The following is a 19,406-nucleotide window of genomic DNA, read 5'->3' on the forward strand; positions in this document are numbered from 1 at the left end:
CAGAAACAGTTTCCTCCCTTAAGATGAGGGTATTCAAATCTCAGTAACGAAAAGGAAGAGTAGTTTTCCAAAAAGTCTGTTGAGCGAGCGGCGGGTGGTGCGAGCGTCGCCGGATGGGGAAAACGAATGGGCCTTTTAACAGAAACGAGTGAACCAAAAGTAGCTTGTTTGGGAACTGGCCCTTATCCAGAAGTGACACGTTTCAAGACGTGTAATTTAGGTGGTACCACGGAAAAGCCGTCCTATTGTGCAGACAATAGGACGGCTTTTTTCATTTTAAGGAGGAAATAACAATGGCAGACAAGAAACATGTGATTTTAACAGGCGATCGCCCCACTGGACGGCTTCATATCGGACATTATATCGGTTCATTACGGACTCGTGTGGCGATGCAGAATTCCGGCGACTACGAAACTTACGTGATGATTGCCGATATGCAGGCTTTGACGGATAACGCTCGTGATCCTGAAAAAATCCGTCACAGTTTGACCCAAGTGGCGCTGGATTATTTGGCGGTCGGCATCGATCCGCAGAAGTCGACAATTTTAGTTCAATCGCAGATTCCGGCTTTGAACGAGCTGACAATGCACTATTTGAATTTAGTCACCGTTTCCCGATTGGAACGCAATCCAACGGTCAAAGCTGAAATTCAGCAGAAGCATTTCGACCAGAGCATCCCAGCCGGATTTTTGATTTATCCAGTCAGCCAAACCGCCGATATTACGGCGTTCAAGGCGGATACGGTGCCAGTCGGCGATGACCAGGAACCGATGCTGGAACAAGCACGTGAAATTGTCCGTAGTTTCAACCACATTTACAAGAAGGATGTCTTAGTCGAACCTAAGGGCGTGTTTCCGCCTAAAGGGGAAGGCCGTCTGCCGGGACTTGACGGCAATGCCAAGATGAGCAAGTCGCTCGGCAATGCCATCTATCTTTCCGACGAACCCGACGAGATCACGAAGAAAGTGATGTCGATGTATACCGATCCGAACCATATTCATGTGTCCGATCCAGGCCAAATCGAAGGCAATACGGTCTTCACTTATCTCGATGTGTTCGACCCCGATAAAGATAAAGTCGCCGAATTGAAGGCACAATATCAGGTGGGCGGACTCGGTGATGTTAAAATTAAACGGTACTTGAATGATGTTTTGCAAGCTGAATTGAAGCCGATTCGTGACCGCCGCAAGGTTTACGAACAAGACATTCCCGCCGTTTACCAGATTCTCAAAGAAGGCAGCGAACGGGCTAATGTGGTCGCAAATCAAACACTTGATGAAGTGCGGGATGCGATCGGCATCAACTATTTCAAAGAATTCTAAATTGCAAATGGAGGTGCCAGGATGACGGTTTTAGTCACTGGGTTTGAACCGCTGCAGCCACACAAGCTGTCGGCCAGCTGGGAGGCGGTCAAACGCCTGCCGGATAAAATTATGGGCGAGCACATCAGCAAACTCAAGGTGCCAGCGGCGTTCAATGCCTGTGTAGCGGTACTGGCGGATCAGATTGCCGCCGCACCGCCGACATTGGTGCTCAATGTGATGGCAGCTCCGACGACGACGCTCAATCTGATTCGGATGGCCGTCAATTTGAATGACAGCCGGCGGCCCGACAATGCCGGACAGCGAACGACCGATGCCCCGATTACTGTCGATGGACCAGCTGCTTTTTGGAGCCAGCTGCCGGTGCGTGAATTGCTGACCGGGTTACGGGGCGAACACTTGCCAAGCCGGATTATGACGACGGCTGAACCGTTTTTAGGCAATCATCTGATGTACCGCACTCAAGAACTGATCGTCCAGCAGAATTTGTCCTGCTGGAACGGTCTGCTTCAGGTGCCGTTGCTGCCGGAACAAGCCGTTGCCGACCATTTGCCATCGATGAGTGTCGGCGACAGCGTCAGGGGTCTGCAAACGGCGCTGGCTGTAGCGATCGAAGCCCAGCAATATTCCGCCTAAAGACTGATGTTCAGTTAGGGCGGCATGGTACAATAAGAAGATTATAAGGAGGACAAAACGATGCAAAAAAGAAATTTTCATCCGTGGCTGATCGTCCTGCTAGTCATCCTCTTATTGGGTGGTTGGGGAATCAGTACCTACAATAGTCTGGCCAAAGAATCGCAGCAGGTTGATGCGGCTGCTTCGCAAGTTCAAAATGTGATGCAGCGGCGGTATGATTTGGTGCCGAACTTGGTCAACTCCGTTAAAGGCAGCATGCAGCAGGAGCAAAAGGTGTTCGGTCAGATTGCCGATGCCCGCAAGAGCTACAACACTGCTTCGAGCGGCACGGCTAAGAACAAGGCCAACAATGAATTGGATCAATCGGTTGGGACGCTGATCAATGTCATCAACGAGAAATATCCCGATTTGAAGTCAAATGAAAATGTTCAGACCTTGATGACCCAGCTGGAAGGCAGTGAAAATCGCATTTCAGTCGAACGGAAACGTTACAACACGGCGGTTGAAAAATACAATCAATCCGTTGTGACGTTCCCTAAAAATATCTTTGCAAATATGATGGGCTTAGGTAAAAAGCCGTACTTCAAGGCCGATACGAAGGCTCAGGAAGCACCGCAAGTCGATCTGACCACTGATTCGTCTTCAACTAGTGGGAAGTGATCAAGATGCGACGTGCGCTGCGGCTAATGGCCCTAAGTCTGGTCGGGCTCTTCCTGTTTTTCATCGGAACGGGGCCGGTGCAGGCGGAAAGTCTGCCAGCCCGGCCAACGACCAATTTCTATGATCAAGCTGGTATCTTGTCGGAAACGACCAAACAACGCATCAGCACCAAAAATGAACAGTATGCGACGACAAAACAGAAGCCGCAGGTCGTGGTCGCCGTCGTCAAATCGACGCATGGCGATACGGTCGACAGTTACGCTCCCGATCTCTTCCAGAAATGGGGCATCGGTCAGAAAAGTTCCGATAACGGGATTTTGATTCTGTATGCCGTCAACAATGGTCAGCGGAATGTCCGCATCGAGGTCGGTTACGGCCTCGAAGACGTTATTCCGGATGCAACGGCCGGCAAAATCCTGGCGCTGAATCAGAATTTGCTGAAGTCGAGCAGCACGACCAAAGAAGATGAAGGCTTGCGCAAGACCTTCAACGCTGTCACGACCATTATTGATAAGCATTATGGTTATCAGGATGATGGTCAGCGGATTTCGCAGTCTGATTATCAGCAGATTACCCAGAAACAGACGTCAGCAAGCGGCGGCTCGCTGCTTGATAAAATCATCACGATTGTGGTGATTGTCTTCATCGTCGTCTTTTTCTTCGGCGGCGGTTCAGGCGGCTCAGGCAACGGTCGTGGCGGCCGGCGTCGTATTCCATGGTGGCTTTTTATGGGCGGCGGCGGATTTGGTTCTGGTGGCGGCTGGTCGGGTGGTTCCGGCAGCTCAGGCGGATTTGGCGGCTGGTCCGGTGGCGGCGGCAGTTCCGGCGGCGGCGGTGCCAGCATTTAACTATTAAAATAAATTCAAACGAAGGGACCTGACATTAGTCATGGTCTCTTTTTTGAATTCTCATCAGCGCCACAAATCTACTATTTCAAAGTGCGTTCAGAATGCAAATCCAACTTTGGAATTTGTGCATTCTCAACGGTAAACCGACTTGTGTCGCAACTTCCTTTTCTTTACACTTAAATCAGGGAGTGATTACATGAAAGCTGTGAGTGTGCAGGTGACCGATTTGTCGAAACGAATCGGTCGAAAACAAATTTTAAAACAGGTCAATTTTAAAATGCAGCCCGGTCACATTTTGGGTCTGTTAGGACCGAACGGAGCCGGCAAAACAACGACGATTCGGCTGATGGTTGGACTGATTGCCAAATCGGGCGGCACGGTAACGGTATTGGGTCAGAATATAGATCAGCATCTGACGGAGGCGTTGGCACACATAGGGACGATTATCGAAACGCCCCAATTTTATGATTATATGACCGGCTACCAAAATCTGCAGCAATACGCCCGTGCCAGCCGGCCGCCAGTTTCAAAAGAACGAATCGATGCGGTGGTGGCAAAGGTAAAACTGACCGCTGCAATCCAGCGCAAGGTCAAAACGTACTCCTTAGGAATGCGGCAGCGTCTGGGCATTGCCCAAGCTATTTTGGCCCGGCCGGCGGTGCTGCTGCTCGATGAGCCGATGAATGGACTCGATCCGGCCGGCGACCACGATTTTCGGGTTTTGATGCAGGAGCTGGCGGCGCAACAAGTCAGTATTTTAATCTCAAGCCATATTTTGAGCGACATCGAAAAATTAGCCGACGATCTGGTCGTTTTGAAACAAGGTGAAGTCGTTTACGCTGGGACCTTGGCTGCTTTGCAGGCCCGTCAGAATGCTAAATTGATTCTTGAAACTGATAATCCGGCCCAAACGGCGCTCGTGTTACGGCACTTGCAGCTCGACTTTACCCAGACCAAACAGCACTTTGAAATTCCGATGACGACTGATATCCGGCCGGAAGTAACGAAAGCCTTAGGGGACGCCGGAATCGGCCTACTGACGCTCGCCAAACAAGAAGTGTCGCTGGAGGATGCTTATTTGCAGTTAGTGGGTGAAGCATGAAGGCCCTCTATTGCAACGAACTGATCAAACTCTACCAGCGCCGCACCCAGTGGGGGATGCTGATGGTTGATTTTCTCGCCGTCGGGCTGATGACGGCGCTGAACCATGCAGCGTTTCCAGCCTTGACGCTGAGCAATAACTGGCTGAACGATGTTATTTTGGGGACAACGCTGGCCGTTATTTTCATCATCATTACAGCGGCGACTCTGCTGACGAGTGAGTTCGATCGGGGCACGATTCGCTTTCTGCTGGTGCGGCCGCATGGACACACCCAAATCCTCTTTGCCAAACTGCTCGTCCTGCTGACCAGCGTCTGGGCACATTTTACCGTCCTGTGGGCCAGCAGCTACCTCTTTAACTGGCTGCTGATCGGCTTTTTTCCGATTGCCAGTTGGGATCGGACTTATCAGTTTGGTCAATACATGATCAGCACCGCCTTCGTGGCCTTGTTTTTTGCGACGCTGACCTTGCTATTTGCTGCTGGGATGCGTTCTCGCAGTTTGGCGATTGTTATCAGTTTAAGCGGTTATTTTGTCAGTTCGCTGATTGGGAGTCTGCTAAGTGCAATGATTCGTCAGTATGAGTGGCTGAAGTGGAATCCCTTGAACATGACGAACTTGACCAACCTGCTGGGGACGAAGAATCACGTTTCAGCCATTACCGCTGCACTTGGGTTGAATTATAACCAGATGTTCTTGGGATTGGTCGTGTATATCGTGTTATTTTATGCCGGTGCCAATTGGATTTTCGGGCACCGTGATATTCCTTAGAACTGCCTAAATGAAGGGCAACGTGCTATCATAGAAGTGGAGAAATGCGGAACTGAATTCAGTTAAAAAGAAGGGTAATCGATGGCCAAAAAAGTGGATTATGGTGTGATCGTAATTGGGGCGCAGAGTGTCTATTGCAGCATCATCAATTTGAAGACGTTACAAGAATTGGAACGAGTTGAATATGAGGTCAGCATCGGCGATGACGTGTTTGCCCGCCATGAGATCCAGATCGAAACGGTCGATACGGTAATTGAAGCGTTGACGGCATGCCAGCGTTTGCTGAAGGATTATGGGCTCAAGCCGGACCGGGTCGTTGCCACCAATGCATTCCATGAGGCGGCGAATGCCGAATACGTCCGCAACCAGATTTATGTTCGGACGGGACTGGAGATTGAATGGATCAATCCCAGCCAGGAAGCGTTGTATCGCAACCAGGCGGCCGCTGTTTATTTGCCAAAATTCAACGAGATTGTTAAGGATGGAACATTATTGTTGGATGTCAGCTCAGGGAACGTTGAGTTAACGGCGTATACTGGCGGACAATTCATCTTTTCCCGCAACCTTAAAATCGGTCCGCTGCGCATCGAAGAAGTGATGCAGGATGTCAAACGCTTAGCGCCAAATTATATCGAAATTTTACGGGATTATATCGATAGTCAAATCAATGAATTTAAACGGATGCTGCCGGACAGCCTGAAATTCGACAATATTATTTTGATGGGTTCGAGTATTTCGATTTTTGAAAATGCGATTCCAAATAAAAAGATGGCGACTAAAGTTACTGGCACACGAGTCAAGGGATTGTACGAAGAAATTCTGCATGCCAGCGATCAATATCTGATTGAACATTACCACGTCAGTGCCGATAAAGTGCCGCAGGTCTTGCCCACCGTTGTGATGCTGAATGAATTGCTGGAACTGCTCAAAGTCAAGACGGTTTATTTGTCCCAGCTGAAGCTGATCGATGGGGTCGCTGTCAATGCCGCCGTTCAAAATGGCAAGAAGATTGGCAGCTGGGATTCCGATGCGGAAACGATTCGTTCGGCGGTCAATCTGTCGAATCGCTACCATGTCGACCCCAAGCACCGTGACAGTACTGTTAAATTTGCGCTGACGCTGTTTGACCGGCTTAAGAAGATTCATGGGCTCGGCAAGAAGGAACGGCTGCTGCTGCACATTGCGGCCTTAGTCAACGATGTCGGTTCGTATGTCGACAATCACAACCATTATTTCCATTCCGACTACATCATCCGGGCTTCGAAGATTGTCGGACTGTCATCGACTGCCCAGCTGATGGTGGCGGCCATTGCCCGTTACCACAGTACAGATACGCCGTCGGCTGAACTGGATCGGTTCGATCAATTGCCGATTGACAAACGGATGACGATTGCTAAATTAACCGCAATTTTACGGCTGGCCGATGCGCTCGATGCGAGCCGCCAGCAGAAAATCACCAAGATTTCCGTCTCTGTGCGGGACCCGCAGGTTATTGTGACGGCAACTGCGAAGGAAAATTTCGAGTTGGAGAAATGGACCTTCCAGCGAAAAGGCAAGTTCTTTGAGGAAGTTTATGGGTTACAACCAATTTTGAAAGGGAAGGGTCGCTTATGACAGAACCGAATTATTCAGATCCGAAATATTTCTGGAACCGTGAGTTAAGCTGGGTCGATTTTAATGACCGTGTTTTGGAGGAAGCGCGTGATCGGGACAACCCGCTGCTCGAACGGGTCAAATTCTTAGGAATTACCCAGAGCAACCTCGATGAATTCTTCAACGTTCGAGTCGCTTCGCTGAAAAAGATGGAATCAGTCGGCTACGAAAAGCCGGATGCATCCGGCATGACGCCGAAACAGCAATTGGAAGGGCTCAGCGAAAAGATTCATCTGCAGACGGATAAACAATATACGACGCTGAATCGGTCGCTGCTGCCGAAATTGGCCGACTATGGCATCCGTATCTTGAAGCCGGATGAATTATCAACGCCGCAGCTGGCTTATATTGACGACTTCTTCCACAATGAATTGGCGCCGGTGCTGACTCCGATGGCGTTCGATGTCTCCCGCCCGTTTCCATTTTTTGCTAATGATTCGCTCAACATCGCTATCCAGCTGATTCGGCCGGATGAAACGAAGAAGAAGAATAAGGAGAAATCCTTCGCTGCTGTGCCAGTACCCGGCATGTTCCCCCGTGTCATCAAATTGCCAAGCGCCAACAACGAATTCATTCTGCTTGAAGATATCATCAAGTACTTTGTGAATGAACTGTTTATCGGTTCAGAAATCAAGGAAACAGCCACTTTCCGAGTGATGCGGGATATGGACATGGACGTTGCCGAAGAAGATGCGTCCGATTTGATGAAGGAAATCCAACGGCAGCTGAAGAAACGGGAACGGGGCAAGGCCCTGAAACTCGACTACGAAAGCAGTATGAGCAAATACTTGCGTAAGACGCTGATCAAGCACCTGCACCTGACTGAGGCCGATGTTTATGCCGTTAAAGGTCCTTTAGACCTGACTTTCTTGAGCAAACTGGTGAAGCAGGTCACGGGGCACAAGGACCTGCTTTATCCGCCGTTCACTCCCTACGAACCTGAACTTTTCAAAGACAACAACCTCTTTGACCTGATTTCACAACGGGACTTATTCTTGAACCTGCCGTATGACTCGTTCGATCCCGTCGTCGATTTTGTCCGTGAAGGGGCCGAAGATCCGCAAGTGCTCGCCATTAAGATGACGCTGTACCGTGTATCGTCGCAATCCCCAATTATTACTTATCTGAAGAAGGCAGCTGACAACGGCAAGCAGGTAACGGTACTAGTCGAACTCAAGGCTCGTTTCGATGAAAAGAATAATGTGCATTGGGCCCAAGAACTCGAAAAAGCCGGCTGCCACGTCATTTATGGCTTAGTTGGTTTGAAGACGCACTGTAAATTGACGCTGATTGTCCGGCGGGAAGAAGACGGCATCAAGCGTTACATGCACATGTCGACTGGGAATTACAACGATAAAACGGCTAAAGGCTACACGGATATGGGTCTCTTTACCGCCAATGTCGAAATGGGGATTGATGCCTCCAACATTTTCAATATGCTGTCTGGTTTCTCCGAACCGCCGTACTTCCATAAACTGGTCATTGCACCGATTGCCTTGCGACAGTTTATTTATGACAAGATTGATGCCGAAATTCAGAATGTCAAGGACGGCAAACGTGGGTTTATCCAAATGAAGATGAACTCGTTGTCGGATGCAGGCATGATTTCGAAACTCTATGAGGCTAGTCACGCTGGCGTCGAAATTCACCTGCTCGTGCGGGGTATCTGCAATTTGAAGGTCGGCATTCCCGGCATCAGCGACACCATTACGGTCCACTCGATCGTCGGCCGCTTCTTGGAACACAGCCGTATTTACTACTTCTGGGCCGATGGGGAAGAGGAAACCTACTTGTCCAGTGCCGATTTGATGACGCGCAATATCAGCCGCCGGGTTGAATTATTATTCCCGATCTTGCAACCAGATATTCAACATCAAGTAATGCGGTTGTATACTTTACTATGGTCGGATAATGTCAAAACACGAGTCCTTCAGCCGGATGGCAGTTGGGACCGTGTCGATCGGCGGGGTCTGGTCAAGCTCGATGCACAGGAGTATCAAGCCGACCATGCCAAAGAAATTGCCGATTACCTGATTACACCAACGGATGAAACGGCTAAAACCACGTTCGAAAACGAACATCGTTTCATTCCGCTGATGAAACCCGACGATTCTCTAGATGAAAGTGGCGATCAGAAATAATGGAAAATTTTGCGGTCATTAACTTAGGCTCTAATTCAGCCCGACTCACCATCAACCAGATTGATGACGACGGTGCTTACAAGGAAGTCGGACGTTACCGTGAGTTCGTCCGGCTCTCCGAAGACATGCAGCTCCATGACAATACTTTGCAGCCGGCAGCAATGGATCGGACCATCGAAGCCTTAAAGGGGTTCAAAACCGATTACAGCAAGCTCAGCAATGTGAAACTCCGTGCCGTCGCAACGGCCGCCGTGCGCAATGCTAAAAATAAAAAGAAATTCCTGAAACGGGTCCGTGATGAAATCGGAATCGAACTCGAAGTCATTCCAGGTACCCAGGAAGCTTATTACGATTATTTAGGCGTCACAGAAACTTTGCCGCTGATGAACTGCCTAATCATGGATACCGGCGGCGCCAGCACCGAACTAATCCTGGTTCAGAATCGTAAGGCCAATAATTTGATCAGCATTCCGATGGGGTCGGTCAATTTGACCGAAAAGTACCTCAATCCTGACCAGATTTCAGCCCGTGAACTGTTCAACATGACCACTGGCATGACCCAGCTCTACAACGGCATCTGGTGGCTCCGCAAGGCGATGAATCTGCCGATTGTAGCGTTAGGCGGCAGTAATCGGACCTTGGCCAAAATCCAGCGGCGCAAGGAACATTTCCAGCACTTTGAGGATATCCATGGCTACCGGATGCGCAACGATGAAGTCAACAACGTCTTCGGCGAAGTCGTTTCGCAAAATCTGGACGGCCGTAAAAAGATTCCGGGTCTGTCAAAAGACCGGGCTGATATTATCGTCGGTGGTCTGATTCCCATTGTTACCATCATCAGCTACCTTGATTCCGACCGGACCGTTTTCTCACAAAACGGACTCGGCGAAGGCATCCTCTTCGAAGAACTCAAGCAGCTGCGTGAGGAAGGAAAAATTAAATAGGCTATTAAAAAAGTCCGCTATTTTGCGGACTTTTTTGTACCTGATTGCCGCCATCTCGGCATTGCTTGTCAAACGAGCAGCTCATGCTGGCAAGATTTGCTTTCTTTTTTAGCGTTGTTCCGGTATAAAGAGGGCATGGAGGACAGCAAAATGGAATTTAGTGAACAAATTAAACGGCTGCGACGGGAACATCATTTGACCCAAGAACAGCTGGCCGCACAATTACACGTGTCACGACAGACGATTTCAAGCTGGGAACGGCAACGCAATTTGCCTGATCTCGAAATGGTCGTTTTAATCGCACAGCAATTCGGTCTTTCACTGGACCGGCTGATTTTAGGAGATGAGCAGATGACGCATAAATTAGTTCGGGATGGCGATGCAACGAAGCGTACCTGGCTGAATCTGGCGGCGGCACTGATGGCCCTGTTAGGGGCAGTTTGTTTCTTGGTGAAAGCTGTGATTGGCGTGCGAGTTGATAGTCAGGGGTTCTTGCATGAACCGTTTTTCCTGCTGCCGCTGGGTTACCTATTGCTCGGCATCAGTTTGGTCTTAGCCTTGGGAATATTAGGGCGCAAACTCAGGCAGCAGCGCTCAAAATAAACTAAAACAATAGCAGCAACAAAAAAAGTCGTTCGGCAGCAAACTATCGGACGACTTTTTTACATATTTAATTACCGATAATTTTGGCGATAAAGTCTTGGGCCCGTTCGGTCTTGGGATGTTCGAAGACTTCGTTCGGGGTGCCATCTTCCTGGATATACCCATCGGCCATAAACCAGACTCGGTTGGCGACTTCACGTGCGAAGCCCATTTCATGGGTGACCACGACCATCGTCATGCCTTCTTCGGCCAGTTCCTGCATGACCGAGAGGACTTCACCGACCATTTCAGGGTCGAGGGCCGAAGTCGGTTCATCGAACAAGAGGACTTCAGGATTCATGGCCAAAGCTCTCGCAATGGCCACTCGCTGTTTCTGACCGCCGGAAAGACTGTCAGGATAAACTTGTGCTTTATCTTTCAGGCCGACCCGTTCCAAAAGGGTAAGTGCGGCATCGGTCGCATCGCTATCAGAAAGGTGCTTGACCCGTTTCGGCGCTAACTTCAAGTTTTCCAAAACGGTCATGTTCGGAAAGAGGTTGAAATTCTGGAAGACCATGCCGACTTTTTCACGGTAGTCGCTGAGCTGGGTCTTGTTGAATTTGAGGATGTCCTGGCCTTTGTAACGGACTTCGCCAGCAGTCGGCTGTTCCAACAGGTTGAGGCAGCGGAGGAAAGTACTTTTCCCAGCCCCAGACGGTCCAATCACACAGACAACTTCGCCGGACTGAATCTGTTCATTGATATCTTTCAAAACGACGGTGTCGCCGTATTTTTTCTCTAAATGATCGATGGCTAAAATTGGTTTATTTGCCATGCTGCATCTTCCTTTCGAAGTGATTGAGGACCCGTGTCAGGACCCAGGTCATTGCAAAGTAGAGGAGCATGGCGATGAAAATCGGCATAACCCCCCGATACGTATCGGACCGGACTAAGTTGGCTTCGTAAATCAAATCGGTGACCCCGATGATTGAAACAATTGAACTGTCCTTCAGCAAGGTGATGAATTCGTTGCCCAACGCCGGCCAGATGTTCCGCATTGCCTGCGGTAAAACGACGAACCGCATCACATCGGCGTGCGGCAGCCCCAAACTTTCAGCCGCTTCGGTCTGACCTGGATCGACGGAATTGATCCCGCCCCGAATGATTTCGGCGACATACGCCCCACTATTCAGCGAAACAGCGATGATTCCGGCTAAGAGGGCCGGAATATTGATGACGGCGCCAATCCCGAAGTAGACGAACAGGACCTGGACCATCATTGGTGTGCCCCGCAAGAATTCGATATACGCCGTTGCAATCGCATGGGCGACTTTGTTTTTCGATAATTTCATTAAGGCAAACAAGAGGCCTAAGAGAATCCCGAAGATGACGGAGACGCCGGAAATAATCAAAGTGTAGCCGACCCCAAGGGCGAAGAACCGCCAGTAATGCATCATGGATGTATCTTGGGTATTGACCTTCATGTACTTGCCGGCTTTAGGAATGTAGACTTTGTTGACGAGATCCTGTTTGTTGATTTGGTCGATTGATTTGTTGGCGGCGTTGACGAGGCTCGTACTGCCTTTGGCAAACGCGATTGCGACCCCAGTCGTCCCTTTGTCGAGTTTAAAATCGGCGTTGATTGCCTTCAAACTTGAATCGTTCTTCTCATAGGCGAGGGCAGTCGGTTTTTCCATGACAACCCCATTGACCTTGTTCGTCTTCAGGGCCAGCACTAAATCGCTATAGGACGTCATGCCTTTCATTTTGACGCCAGGAATCTGTTTCTTGGCTAAACTATACTGGGTCGTCCCAGTTTGAGCGCCGATCGATTTGTTGGTGAAGGAGCTCTTATTATGGTAGAACAATTCATTCGACTTTTTAATCAGGATGTACTGCCCGCCATGGTAGTACATTTTCGAAAAATCGACGTTTTTGCGCCGGGTCGGGGTCGGGTTGACCCCGCCGATGACCATGTCGCATTTGCCGGTCTGCAGGGCCACGAGCAGGGAATCAAAACTCATTTTTTTGACGACGAGTTTGACGCCGATATCTTTGGCGATTTTCTTGGCGACCATGATATCGATTCCTTGAACCTGCGACTTGCCTTTTTTATTGACTAAAAATTCGTAGGGCGGGTAATCAGGGCTCGTCGCCACGACCAAAGTCCCTTTTTCCTTGATCTTGGCGAGCGAGTCATCCGCAGCCTGGACTGGTGAAGCGGCCGGAATGAAGGCACTGACGATCATGACAATCGTAAGAATGAATAAGGCCCAAATTGATAACTTCTTTTTCATTTTAAATCCTCCCTGAATAAGTTGATGCCCTTATCCTAACCGATAGTCAAAAAATATGCAATATAAAGAATAAAAAAAGATTATTTTGCATATTTATCTTTTTATTGCATAATTTATGCATAAAGCAAGAAATGACCAATATGTCACTGAGAAAGTGACAAAAAAAGCATTAATTTAGAAAACGTTTTCAAATATACTAATAATGAAATCAGGAAGGGGATTTAAAAAATGACACTATTTGATAAAAATCATCTTATTATGAATTTAGATGCAACAAATCAAGATGAAGTTATGGGTGATTTAGCACAGCTTGCCTATGATCAAGGTATTACAACGGATAAGGACCAGTTAAAAAAAGATTTACTTGATCGTGAGAAGGAATCAACGACCGGTTTTGGAAATGGTGTTTCGATTCCTCACACAAAATCAGATGTAGTTGAAGAAGCGAGCGTTTTCTTTGCAAGAGGTAAAAATGATGTTGAATGGAATTCGTTAGATAGCAAGCCTGTAAATACATGGGTTTCTTTAATGATTCCTACTGATCAGTCAGATGTTCATTTGAAATTATTGGCACAATTAAGTCGTCAGCTAATGCATCAGGACTTCATTGATATTCTTAAAAATGGAGATGAGGAGCAGGTTTATGAGGCAATTAGCAATATTGTGAATGTTTAATGAGCCAGAAATAAAAGGAGGTAGAGATCATGTCCGACAAAAAGTTAAAAATTGTTGCAGTCACGAACTGTCCAGCTGGGATTGCGCATACATACATGGTTGCAGAAGCTCTAGAACAAAAGGCTAAATCACTCGGCTATGAAATTCATGTTGAAACACAAGGCGCAAGTGGCGTTGAAAATAAATTAACACCGCATGACATTGCTAACGCCGATTACGTTATTCTTGCTTTGGGGAAGGGAATGACAGATGAAGATAAGTCGCGTTTCAATGGCAAAAAAGTTGTTGAATTACCTGTTTCAGATGCCTTGAAACATATTGATACTATTTTTGACGATATTGATAATCAAGCGAAACTTTACAGCGCTTCAAATGTAAAACTTGGTGATGAGGCTGTTGCTAAAGATGGCATTATGAGCCATTTGATGGCTGGTGTATCCGCTGCTTTACCATTTGTTATCGGTGGTGGGTTACTAGTTGCCATCGGGAGTATGATGGTTCAATTCGGTATGCCGAATATTGCATTGGCAAATGGAGTGCGTCCGTCACTGGCTTGGGTTATTACTCAAATTGGGAATCTAGGATTTACTTTTATGATTCCAATCATGGGTGCCTACATTGCGGCTTCAATTGGCGATAAGCCTGCGTTCGCCCCAGCATTTTTAACCACATTTCTTGCAAATGATACAACATTACTAGGAACTAAATCAGGCGCCGGATTTTTAGGCGCGATTATTTTAGGACTGAGTATTGGTTATTTTGTAAAATACTTTAAGAAGATCCGGTTACCTAAGAGTATCCAATCCTTAATGGGGTATTTGATTATTCCGTTTGTGACTTTGCTGATTTTTGGTCTATTAACTTATTATTTAATTGGTCCATTTATGGCACTTATTATGAAGAACATGCTGTTCTTCTTGAATCATATGCCAGCATCCGCAAAGATTGCTGGTGGATTCTTAGTTGGGTGTATGTTGGCCTTTGATATGGGTGGTCCTATTAACAAAACTGCTTGGTTCTTTGCCTTTTCTTTATTGAGTTCCCATGTGTACACATGGTACGGCATTGTTGGTGTCGTTACCTTACTTCCACCAATGGCAGCAGCAATTGCTAGTTGGATTCGGCCTAATATGTTTAGTAAAGCAGAAAAGGATTCTAGTATTTCGGCGTTTATTGTTGGGATGACAGTTGCGACTGAGCCAGCAATTCCGTTTGCTTTAGCTGCTCCTGTGCCGATGATTGCTGCAAATACTTTGGCAGGGGGAATTACCGGCTCACTTGCAATGGTATTCGGATTACAACGGATCGCACCAGGAATTGGGATTTTTGATCCACTTATTGGTTTAATGAAACCTTGGTATTGGTTCTATCTTGTCTTAGTAATTGGATTAGTTTTGAACGTTACTTTCATTATTCTTTTCAAAGGTGCTTGGTTGAAACGTCAAAATGAAAAGCAATTGAAAGAGAAAGTTGAAAGTGATGACGAAACACTTGCTAAACAAGACAATGCATTAAAAGAAAAAATGAATTAGTCAATCAATTTAAAAAGCAGGTGCAAACGATATGTTTAATCCTGTTTTTTTAATAGAAATGGAGTAATGAAGGATGACAGATGATTATAATTTCGATCATATAATTGATCGTCATAATACTTACAGCACACAATGGGATTATATTCAAGATCGCTTTGGAAGAAATGATATTTTACCGTTTTCAATTTCGGATACTGATTTTCCTGTTCCTAATGAAGTTCAGGATGCTTTAAAAGAAAGAATGAAACATCCAATATATGGTTATTCACGTTGGAATCATAGTGACTATAAGGACAGTATCGTAAATTGGTATAAGAAGCAGCATGATGTAGATATGAATCCTGATTGGATTGCCTACAGTCCAAGTGTTGGCTTTTCTGTGGCTAGTATGATTCGGTTAAATAGTCAACCTGGTGATGGGGTAGTAGTATTTACACCTATGTATGACGCCTTTTATAACATTATTCAGGGAAATAATCGAAGAATTGCTGCAGTACGACTTTTAGCCGCAGACAAGGATTACAAAATTGATTGGGATACGTTGGAATTATATCTAAAGGATCCCAATAATACAGTGTTCTTACTCACTAATCCACATAACCCTACTGGGAAAGTCTTTTCAAAATCAGAGCTTACTAAACTTGCTCAACTTTGTAAGAGAAATAATGTATTTATCGTTTCGGATGATATTCACGGTGATATTGTGTATGAAGGTGCTAAATATATTCCAATTACTAGTGTTACAACTGAGAAGGTTACCATTTGTACGTCGGCAAGTAAGACATTCAATATTCCAGGCTTAATTGGTTCGTATATGTTTTGTCCTGAACCAGAATTGTTGAATCGTTTCTTATTTGAATTGAAGCAAAAAAATGCACTGTCATCAGTTAGTATCTTTGGAATGATGGCACAAATGGCTGCGTACAATCATTCAGATGAATATTTAACTGAATTAAAAGCATATTTGAAAGATAACATGGATTTTGTCGCAAAGTATCTAGAAAAAAAAGTTCCTCTAATTAACTTTACAGAGCCACAATCTACTTATCTAGCTTGGATGAATGTTTCCGCTCTTCATTTAAGTAGTGAGGAGTTACAAGATAAGTTAGTTAATATTGGGAAGGTAGGCATTATGCCAGGAAAGACATATGGAGATAGTAACTATCTGCGAATGAATGTTGGCTGCCCACGTTCGAAAGTAAAAGATGGTTTGGATCGGTTAATTTTTGCATTGAATCACTAAAGAGTAGGAGAAGGTTAGGTTTATGTTTAATGATCGGCAAATTAAACTGATTAAACTGTTGCAGAATAGAGATTTGTCCGGAGATGAGCTGGCTAATGTTTTAGAGACTTCTCGCAGAACTGTTATTCGTGATATTTCAGTTATTAACAGCTGGCTTTTAAACAATAATTTGGGTACAATTACTCATTTTAAAGGCTACCATTTGCATGTCCCTAGTCCAGAAAAATTAAATCAGCAATTGGATAATGTTCATTTTGAGCGACAACAAATTTTATTTGTTTTATTAACTAAACCATTTGTAACCTTGGACGATATGGTTGAACAAACTTTTTTACCCAAAAAAGAAATCCAAAGAATTATCGGCTATTTACGAGAAGAAGCTCCCGAAGAATTGAAAATTAAGTCTAAAACTGGTAAAGGTTATTATATTCAAGCTGAGTTGGAAGTTAAACTTGATTTTATTGCAGATTTAATTTTAAATATACCTGAACTAATTCAAGAAAAAGCATCACAATTGGATTATAAAAAAATATATGATTATTTGTTAACTCAAAATCCGATTAATAGTTTTGTATTGAACAATGAGAATTGGCATCAGTTTACTGTTCAGGTAGATACAACAAGCTATTATTTACAGTCTTATCAACAAATTGATTCTAGTGATGCAGAAATATTATCAGTAATTTCATCTTGGTTTAATGATAAGATTAAAAATCTTGCTAAATTGAATATTGCTACAATTCAGGAGTTAGTTGCAAATGTAAACCAAAATTATCATTTTGAATTTCGAGATGATTCTCTTTATCAAAAAATACTGAATCATTTAAATCGCAGTATTGCTTTTCCAATATATCAATTAAATGAATTAAATGAACAAATGGATCTTTTAAAAATTAGAAATCCTTTTCTATTTGATTTCGGTCGGGAATTAGAAATTAAGTTTTCTGACTATCTGAGTAGCGTTTATATAGATGGTGATTTACTCGCGCTTTATCTAATTTATGCAGTTCAAAACAAAGATGATTCATTTGTGAAAATCCTATTGTATGCAGAACGTCCGTCATTCGGCAATATTAATAAATTGATTATTTCTGAAAAAGCCGTAAATGTAGATGTCACATTAGTAACAACTAAACGTGAGGAAAAAAATTTCCGAAGGGATGGGCAATTTTCACTTTATCTTTATAATGGCGATTCAGTTGGTAAAACAAGGGATTACTATGATTTAAAGTTTACAGGAATCATCGACCAAAAATTAATCTCTCAGTTAGGTGAAATGTCTGTCGATAATTATTTTAAACAAAATTTAGGTAACTTTTTTCCGAAAATTAATTTGGTTTATTTAAAAGGGAACCACGATGTTTCTAAGACGCTTAAGAAGGGATTGGATTATTTTGTTGAAAATGCTAATATGACGGAAACGCAAAAGTACGACTTAATCAAGCGTGAGGGTGAAGGGAACCAGCTAATTCTAAATCATATTTCGATCCCTCATGCAGCTACTAATTTGCCGGTGCCTTTTGAATTGTTTGGTATCTTATCTGAAAAAAAAGGGAAAATCGAAAATACTGCAATTAAGGCAATTTTAGTTGTATTAGTTGACAAATCATTAGGAAGTCAAACAAATATTTTTGGCTATTTATATCGAAGACTGAAAGAAAAAAGTATCGATGGTGACACAAAAATGGTAAATTATGATGACTTAATGAAGTTATTAACATAACTATACAATAATATGGAAGTAATATGAGACTGCTTAATAAGTGTCAGTGACAAATAGGCGGTTCCCGAGTGATATCGAGAATCGCCTATTTTTAGTGTTAATTTTTATTATTGTTAATTCAAGTAAGCCTATTCTTCCTCTTTTTCGGGCAATGTATACGTCAGCTGGGCAAAGTGGCCTAAACGCTTGGTTGCCTTGAGATGCAGCGGCACATCGTCGAGGTTGGTGCTGACTAATGAAATGCCGTCGCCCAGAAGGACAGGTGCAATCGTGATGATGATTTCATCGACTAAGTGTGCACGAAGCAGGTCCGTAAAGATATCGGCGCCACCGACGATCCAAATATCTTCGCCGCCTTCGTGCTTCAATCGTCGTACAAATTCTTGGACGTTGCCGGAGATGACGGTTGATGGGTCATCGGTATCTTCAATGGAAGTCGAGAAGACATAGGTTTTCTTGTCGGCATATGGATAGTTGCCGGCTTTATTGACACGATCGGCATAGGTTCTGCGGCCCATGATGACGGTATCGATGGAATTATAGAAATCTTGATAATCTTCGTAAGCCTCGCTGTTATTCAGTTTGGACAGCCAAGTGGTAGTGCCGTCCTTTTCGGCGATGAAACCATCCAGACTCTCAGTGATGTATAAAATAACTTTGCGATCATGTGTATCTGTCATGTGGATCGACCCCTTTATCTATTTTTTGCCAATTAAAGTAACAGTTGCTTCATCTAATGTTTCACCATCCAGCTGGTGGTAAAGCTCGTTCAGCCAGAATCCCGCTTGCAAGGGCAGCCGTTTCGCAACGGCGAAGACGGTAATCGTATACTGATGGTCTTTGTCAGGTGGCAATGGCCCCGTATAATGGCGGGTTGTCAATGGATCACTTTCACCGACAAGCGAACCAGCATTGCTGTTGTTGCCCTGTACCATCGGCACTTTCAGCGTGCGGCTGTTATCGGCCGGCACTTTGAAATCGGTGGCCGGAATATTAGCGGCGACCCAGTGAATCCAAGGAAAACCGCAGACCGGAATCGCATCGAAATCGAGCATGGCGATGGCGAAAGTTTCCGTTGGAGCGGGTGCATCGGTAATCGTAAACGGAAACGACACGGCGGGATTGCCATTGTAGTAATCGTCGGCGGGTGCCTGCTTACTATATTTCGGGATAAAAAAACCATTGTCATTGGGAATACTGATTTTCATTCTCATTCCTCCTTATAAAAGCGGATACATCCTTATTATAACGAACTTTGTGCGACTTTAGCACCTTTAT

At 45.2% G+C, this 19,406-nt stretch carries 18 protein-coding genes and 1 other annotated feature; of the genes, 14 read left to right on the forward strand and 4 right to left on the reverse strand.

All coding sequences use genetic code 11. The features are described from left to right. The first annotated feature begins 37 nt into the window (after positions 1–37). Positions 38–248, forward strand: a binding site (T-box leader). A gap of 45 nt (positions 249–293) precedes the next feature. From trpS to IV40_RS08380, 10 genes are all read left to right on the forward strand, one after another. Then, positions 294–1,322, forward strand: a complete 1,029-nt coding sequence (gene trpS / locus IV40_RS08335) for a tryptophan--tRNA ligase (protein WP_057770534.1) — start codon at positions 294–296, stop codon at positions 1,320–1,322. 21 nt (positions 1,323–1,343) lie between these two features. After that, complete coding sequence (locus IV40_RS08340; RefSeq protein ID WP_057770536.1) at positions 1,344–1,958, forward strand: pyroglutamyl-peptidase I family protein; 615 nt, start codon at positions 1,344–1,346, stop codon at positions 1,956–1,958. Positions 1,959–2,018: 60 nt separating this feature from the next. Continuing rightward, a complete protein-coding gene (locus IV40_RS08345) occupies positions 2,019–2,618 on the forward strand; it encodes a LemA family protein (protein WP_057770539.1) in 600 nt (199 codons plus the stop codon). A gap of 5 nt (positions 2,619–2,623) precedes the next feature. Further along, positions 2,624–3,466, forward strand: a complete 843-nt coding sequence (locus IV40_RS08350) for a TPM domain-containing protein (RefSeq protein ID WP_057770541.1) — start codon at positions 2,624–2,626, stop codon at positions 3,464–3,466. 196 nt (positions 3,467–3,662) lie between these two features. Continuing rightward, the gene (locus IV40_RS08355; protein WP_057770543.1) at positions 3,663–4,568 is read left to right on the forward strand and encodes an ABC transporter ATP-binding protein; all 906 of its coding nucleotides are present in this window, start codon (positions 3,663–3,665) and stop codon (positions 4,566–4,568) included. Beyond that, positions 4,565–5,338, forward strand: coding sequence for an ABC transporter permease (locus IV40_RS08360; protein ID WP_057770545.1), 774 nt, complete (start codon positions 4,565–4,567; stop codon positions 5,336–5,338). The genes IV40_RS08355 and IV40_RS08360 overlap by 4 nt, the downstream gene beginning before the upstream one ends. 81 nt (positions 5,339–5,419) lie before the next feature. Then, on the forward strand, positions 5,420–6,952 hold the full coding sequence (locus IV40_RS08365) for a Ppx/GppA phosphatase family protein (RefSeq protein WP_057770547.1): 1,533 nt from the start codon (positions 5,420–5,422) through the stop codon (positions 6,950–6,952). Beyond that, on the forward strand, positions 6,949–9,132 hold the full coding sequence (locus IV40_RS08370) for an RNA degradosome polyphosphate kinase (RefSeq protein WP_057770549.1): 2,184 nt from the start codon (positions 6,949–6,951) through the stop codon (positions 9,130–9,132). Before IV40_RS08365 ends, IV40_RS08370 begins: the two co-directional genes overlap by 4 nt. Beyond that, positions 9,129–10,076, forward strand: a complete 948-nt coding sequence (locus tag IV40_RS08375; RefSeq protein ID WP_162258852.1) for a Ppx/GppA family phosphatase — start codon at positions 9,129–9,131, stop codon at positions 10,074–10,076. The genes IV40_RS08370 and IV40_RS08375 overlap by 4 nt, the downstream gene beginning before the upstream one ends. 150 nt (positions 10,077–10,226) lie before the next feature. After that, complete coding sequence (locus IV40_RS08380) at positions 10,227–10,679, forward strand: DUF3955 domain-containing protein (protein WP_057770552.1); 453 nt, start codon at positions 10,227–10,229, stop codon at positions 10,677–10,679. Between the two features lie 67 nt (positions 10,680–10,746). On the opposite strand, the gene IV40_RS08385 is transcribed toward IV40_RS08380, so the two are convergent. Both IV40_RS08385 and IV40_RS08390 read right to left on the reverse strand, forming a co-directional pair. Then, positions 10,747–11,493, reverse strand: a complete 747-nt coding sequence (locus IV40_RS08385) for an amino acid ABC transporter ATP-binding protein (protein ID WP_057770554.1) — start codon at positions 11,491–11,493, stop codon at positions 10,747–10,749. Continuing rightward, the gene (locus IV40_RS08390; protein WP_057770556.1) at positions 11,483–12,955 is read right to left on the reverse strand and encodes an ABC transporter substrate-binding protein/permease; all 1,473 of its coding nucleotides are present in this window, start codon (positions 12,953–12,955) and stop codon (positions 11,483–11,485) included. Before IV40_RS08390 ends, IV40_RS08385 begins: the two co-directional genes overlap by 11 nt. Before the next feature lie 228 nt (positions 12,956–13,183). On the opposite strand from IV40_RS08390, the gene IV40_RS08395 reads away from it, so the two are divergent. From IV40_RS08395 to IV40_RS08410, 4 genes are all read left to right on the forward strand, one after another. Continuing rightward, positions 13,184–13,630: a PTS fructose transporter subunit IIA gene (locus IV40_RS08395; RefSeq protein WP_057770558.1), complete on the forward strand. Its 447-nt coding sequence runs from the start codon at positions 13,184–13,186 to the stop codon at positions 13,628–13,630. Between the two features lie 29 nt (positions 13,631–13,659). Beyond that, positions 13,660–15,162 carry a PTS fructose-like transporter subunit IIBC gene (locus tag IV40_RS08400; RefSeq protein ID WP_057770560.1) on the forward strand — a complete coding sequence of 501 codons (1,503 nt, stop codon included), beginning with the start codon at positions 13,660–13,662 and terminating at the stop codon, positions 15,160–15,162. Between the two features lie 73 nt (positions 15,163–15,235). Further along, the gene (locus tag IV40_RS08405; RefSeq protein ID WP_057770562.1) at positions 15,236–16,405 is read left to right on the forward strand and encodes a MalY/PatB family protein; all 1,170 of its coding nucleotides are present in this window, start codon (positions 15,236–15,238) and stop codon (positions 16,403–16,405) included. A gap of 22 nt (positions 16,406–16,427) precedes the next feature. After that, positions 16,428–18,128 carry an HTH domain-containing protein gene (locus IV40_RS08410; RefSeq protein ID WP_057770564.1) on the forward strand — a complete coding sequence of 567 codons (1,701 nt, stop codon included), beginning with the start codon at positions 16,428–16,430 and terminating at the stop codon, positions 18,126–18,128. Between the two features lie 128 nt (positions 18,129–18,256). Here IV40_RS08410 and IV40_RS08415 read toward each other — a convergent pair whose 3' ends face one another. Together IV40_RS08415 and IV40_RS08420 are read right to left on the reverse strand one after the other, a co-directional pair. Then, the gene (locus tag IV40_RS08415; protein ID WP_057770566.1) at positions 18,257–18,808 is read right to left on the reverse strand and encodes a dihydrofolate reductase family protein; all 552 of its coding nucleotides are present in this window, start codon (positions 18,806–18,808) and stop codon (positions 18,257–18,259) included. Between the two features lie 18 nt (positions 18,809–18,826). Beyond that, positions 18,827–19,336 carry a YbhB/YbcL family Raf kinase inhibitor-like protein gene (locus IV40_RS08420; RefSeq protein WP_057770568.1) on the reverse strand — a complete coding sequence of 170 codons (510 nt, stop codon included), beginning with the start codon at positions 19,334–19,336 and terminating at the stop codon, positions 18,827–18,829. Between the last annotated feature and the right edge of the window lie 70 nt (positions 19,337–19,406).

Source organism: Lactobacillus selangorensis (assembly GCF_001437205.1).
GTDB classification, from domain to species: domain Bacteria; phylum Bacillota; class Bacilli; order Lactobacillales; family Lactobacillaceae; genus Paralactobacillus; species Paralactobacillus selangorensis.

Excerpts from the sequence above, each read along its gene's own strand:
- trpS (WP_057770534.1), top strand. The coding sequence starts at position 294 with ATGGCAGACAAGAAACATGTGATTTTAACAGGCGATCGCCCCACTGGA.
- IV40_RS08340 (WP_057770536.1), top strand. The coding sequence starts at position 1,344 with ATGACGGTTTTAGTCACTGGGTTTGAACCGCTGCAGCCACACAAGCTG.
- IV40_RS08345 (WP_057770539.1), top strand. The coding sequence starts at position 2,019 with ATGCAAAAAAGAAATTTTCATCCGTGGCTGATCGTCCTGCTAGTCATC.
- IV40_RS08350 (WP_057770541.1), top strand. The coding sequence starts at position 2,624 with ATGCGACGTGCGCTGCGGCTAATGGCCCTAAGTCTGGTCGGGCTCTTC.
- IV40_RS08355 (WP_057770543.1), top strand. The coding sequence starts at position 3,663 with ATGAAAGCTGTGAGTGTGCAGGTGACCGATTTGTCGAAACGAATCGGT.
- IV40_RS08360 (WP_057770545.1), top strand. The coding sequence starts at position 4,565 with ATGAAGGCCCTCTATTGCAACGAACTGATCAAACTCTACCAGCGCCGC.
- IV40_RS08365 (WP_057770547.1), top strand. The coding sequence starts at position 5,420 with ATGGCCAAAAAAGTGGATTATGGTGTGATCGTAATTGGGGCGCAGAGT.
- IV40_RS08370 (WP_057770549.1), top strand. The coding sequence starts at position 6,949 with ATGACAGAACCGAATTATTCAGATCCGAAATATTTCTGGAACCGTGAG.
- IV40_RS08380 (WP_057770552.1), top strand. The coding sequence starts at position 10,227 with ATGGAATTTAGTGAACAAATTAAACGGCTGCGACGGGAACATCATTTG.
- IV40_RS08385 (WP_057770554.1), bottom strand. The coding sequence starts at position 11,493 with ATGGCAAATAAACCAATTTTAGCCATCGATCATTTAGAGAAAAAATAC.
- IV40_RS08390 (WP_057770556.1), bottom strand. The coding sequence starts at position 12,955 with ATGAAAAAGAAGTTATCAATTTGGGCCTTATTCATTCTTACGATTGTC.
- IV40_RS08395 (WP_057770558.1), top strand. The coding sequence starts at position 13,184 with ATGACACTATTTGATAAAAATCATCTTATTATGAATTTAGATGCAACA.
- IV40_RS08400 (WP_057770560.1), top strand. The coding sequence starts at position 13,660 with ATGTCCGACAAAAAGTTAAAAATTGTTGCAGTCACGAACTGTCCAGCT.
- IV40_RS08405 (WP_057770562.1), top strand. The coding sequence starts at position 15,236 with ATGACAGATGATTATAATTTCGATCATATAATTGATCGTCATAATACT.
- IV40_RS08410 (WP_057770564.1), top strand. The coding sequence starts at position 16,428 with ATGTTTAATGATCGGCAAATTAAACTGATTAAACTGTTGCAGAATAGA.
- IV40_RS08415 (WP_057770566.1), bottom strand. The coding sequence starts at position 18,808 with ATGACAGATACACATGATCGCAAAGTTATTTTATACATCACTGAGAGT.
- IV40_RS08420 (WP_057770568.1), bottom strand. The coding sequence starts at position 19,336 with ATGAAAATCAGTATTCCCAATGACAATGGTTTTTTTATCCCGAAATAT.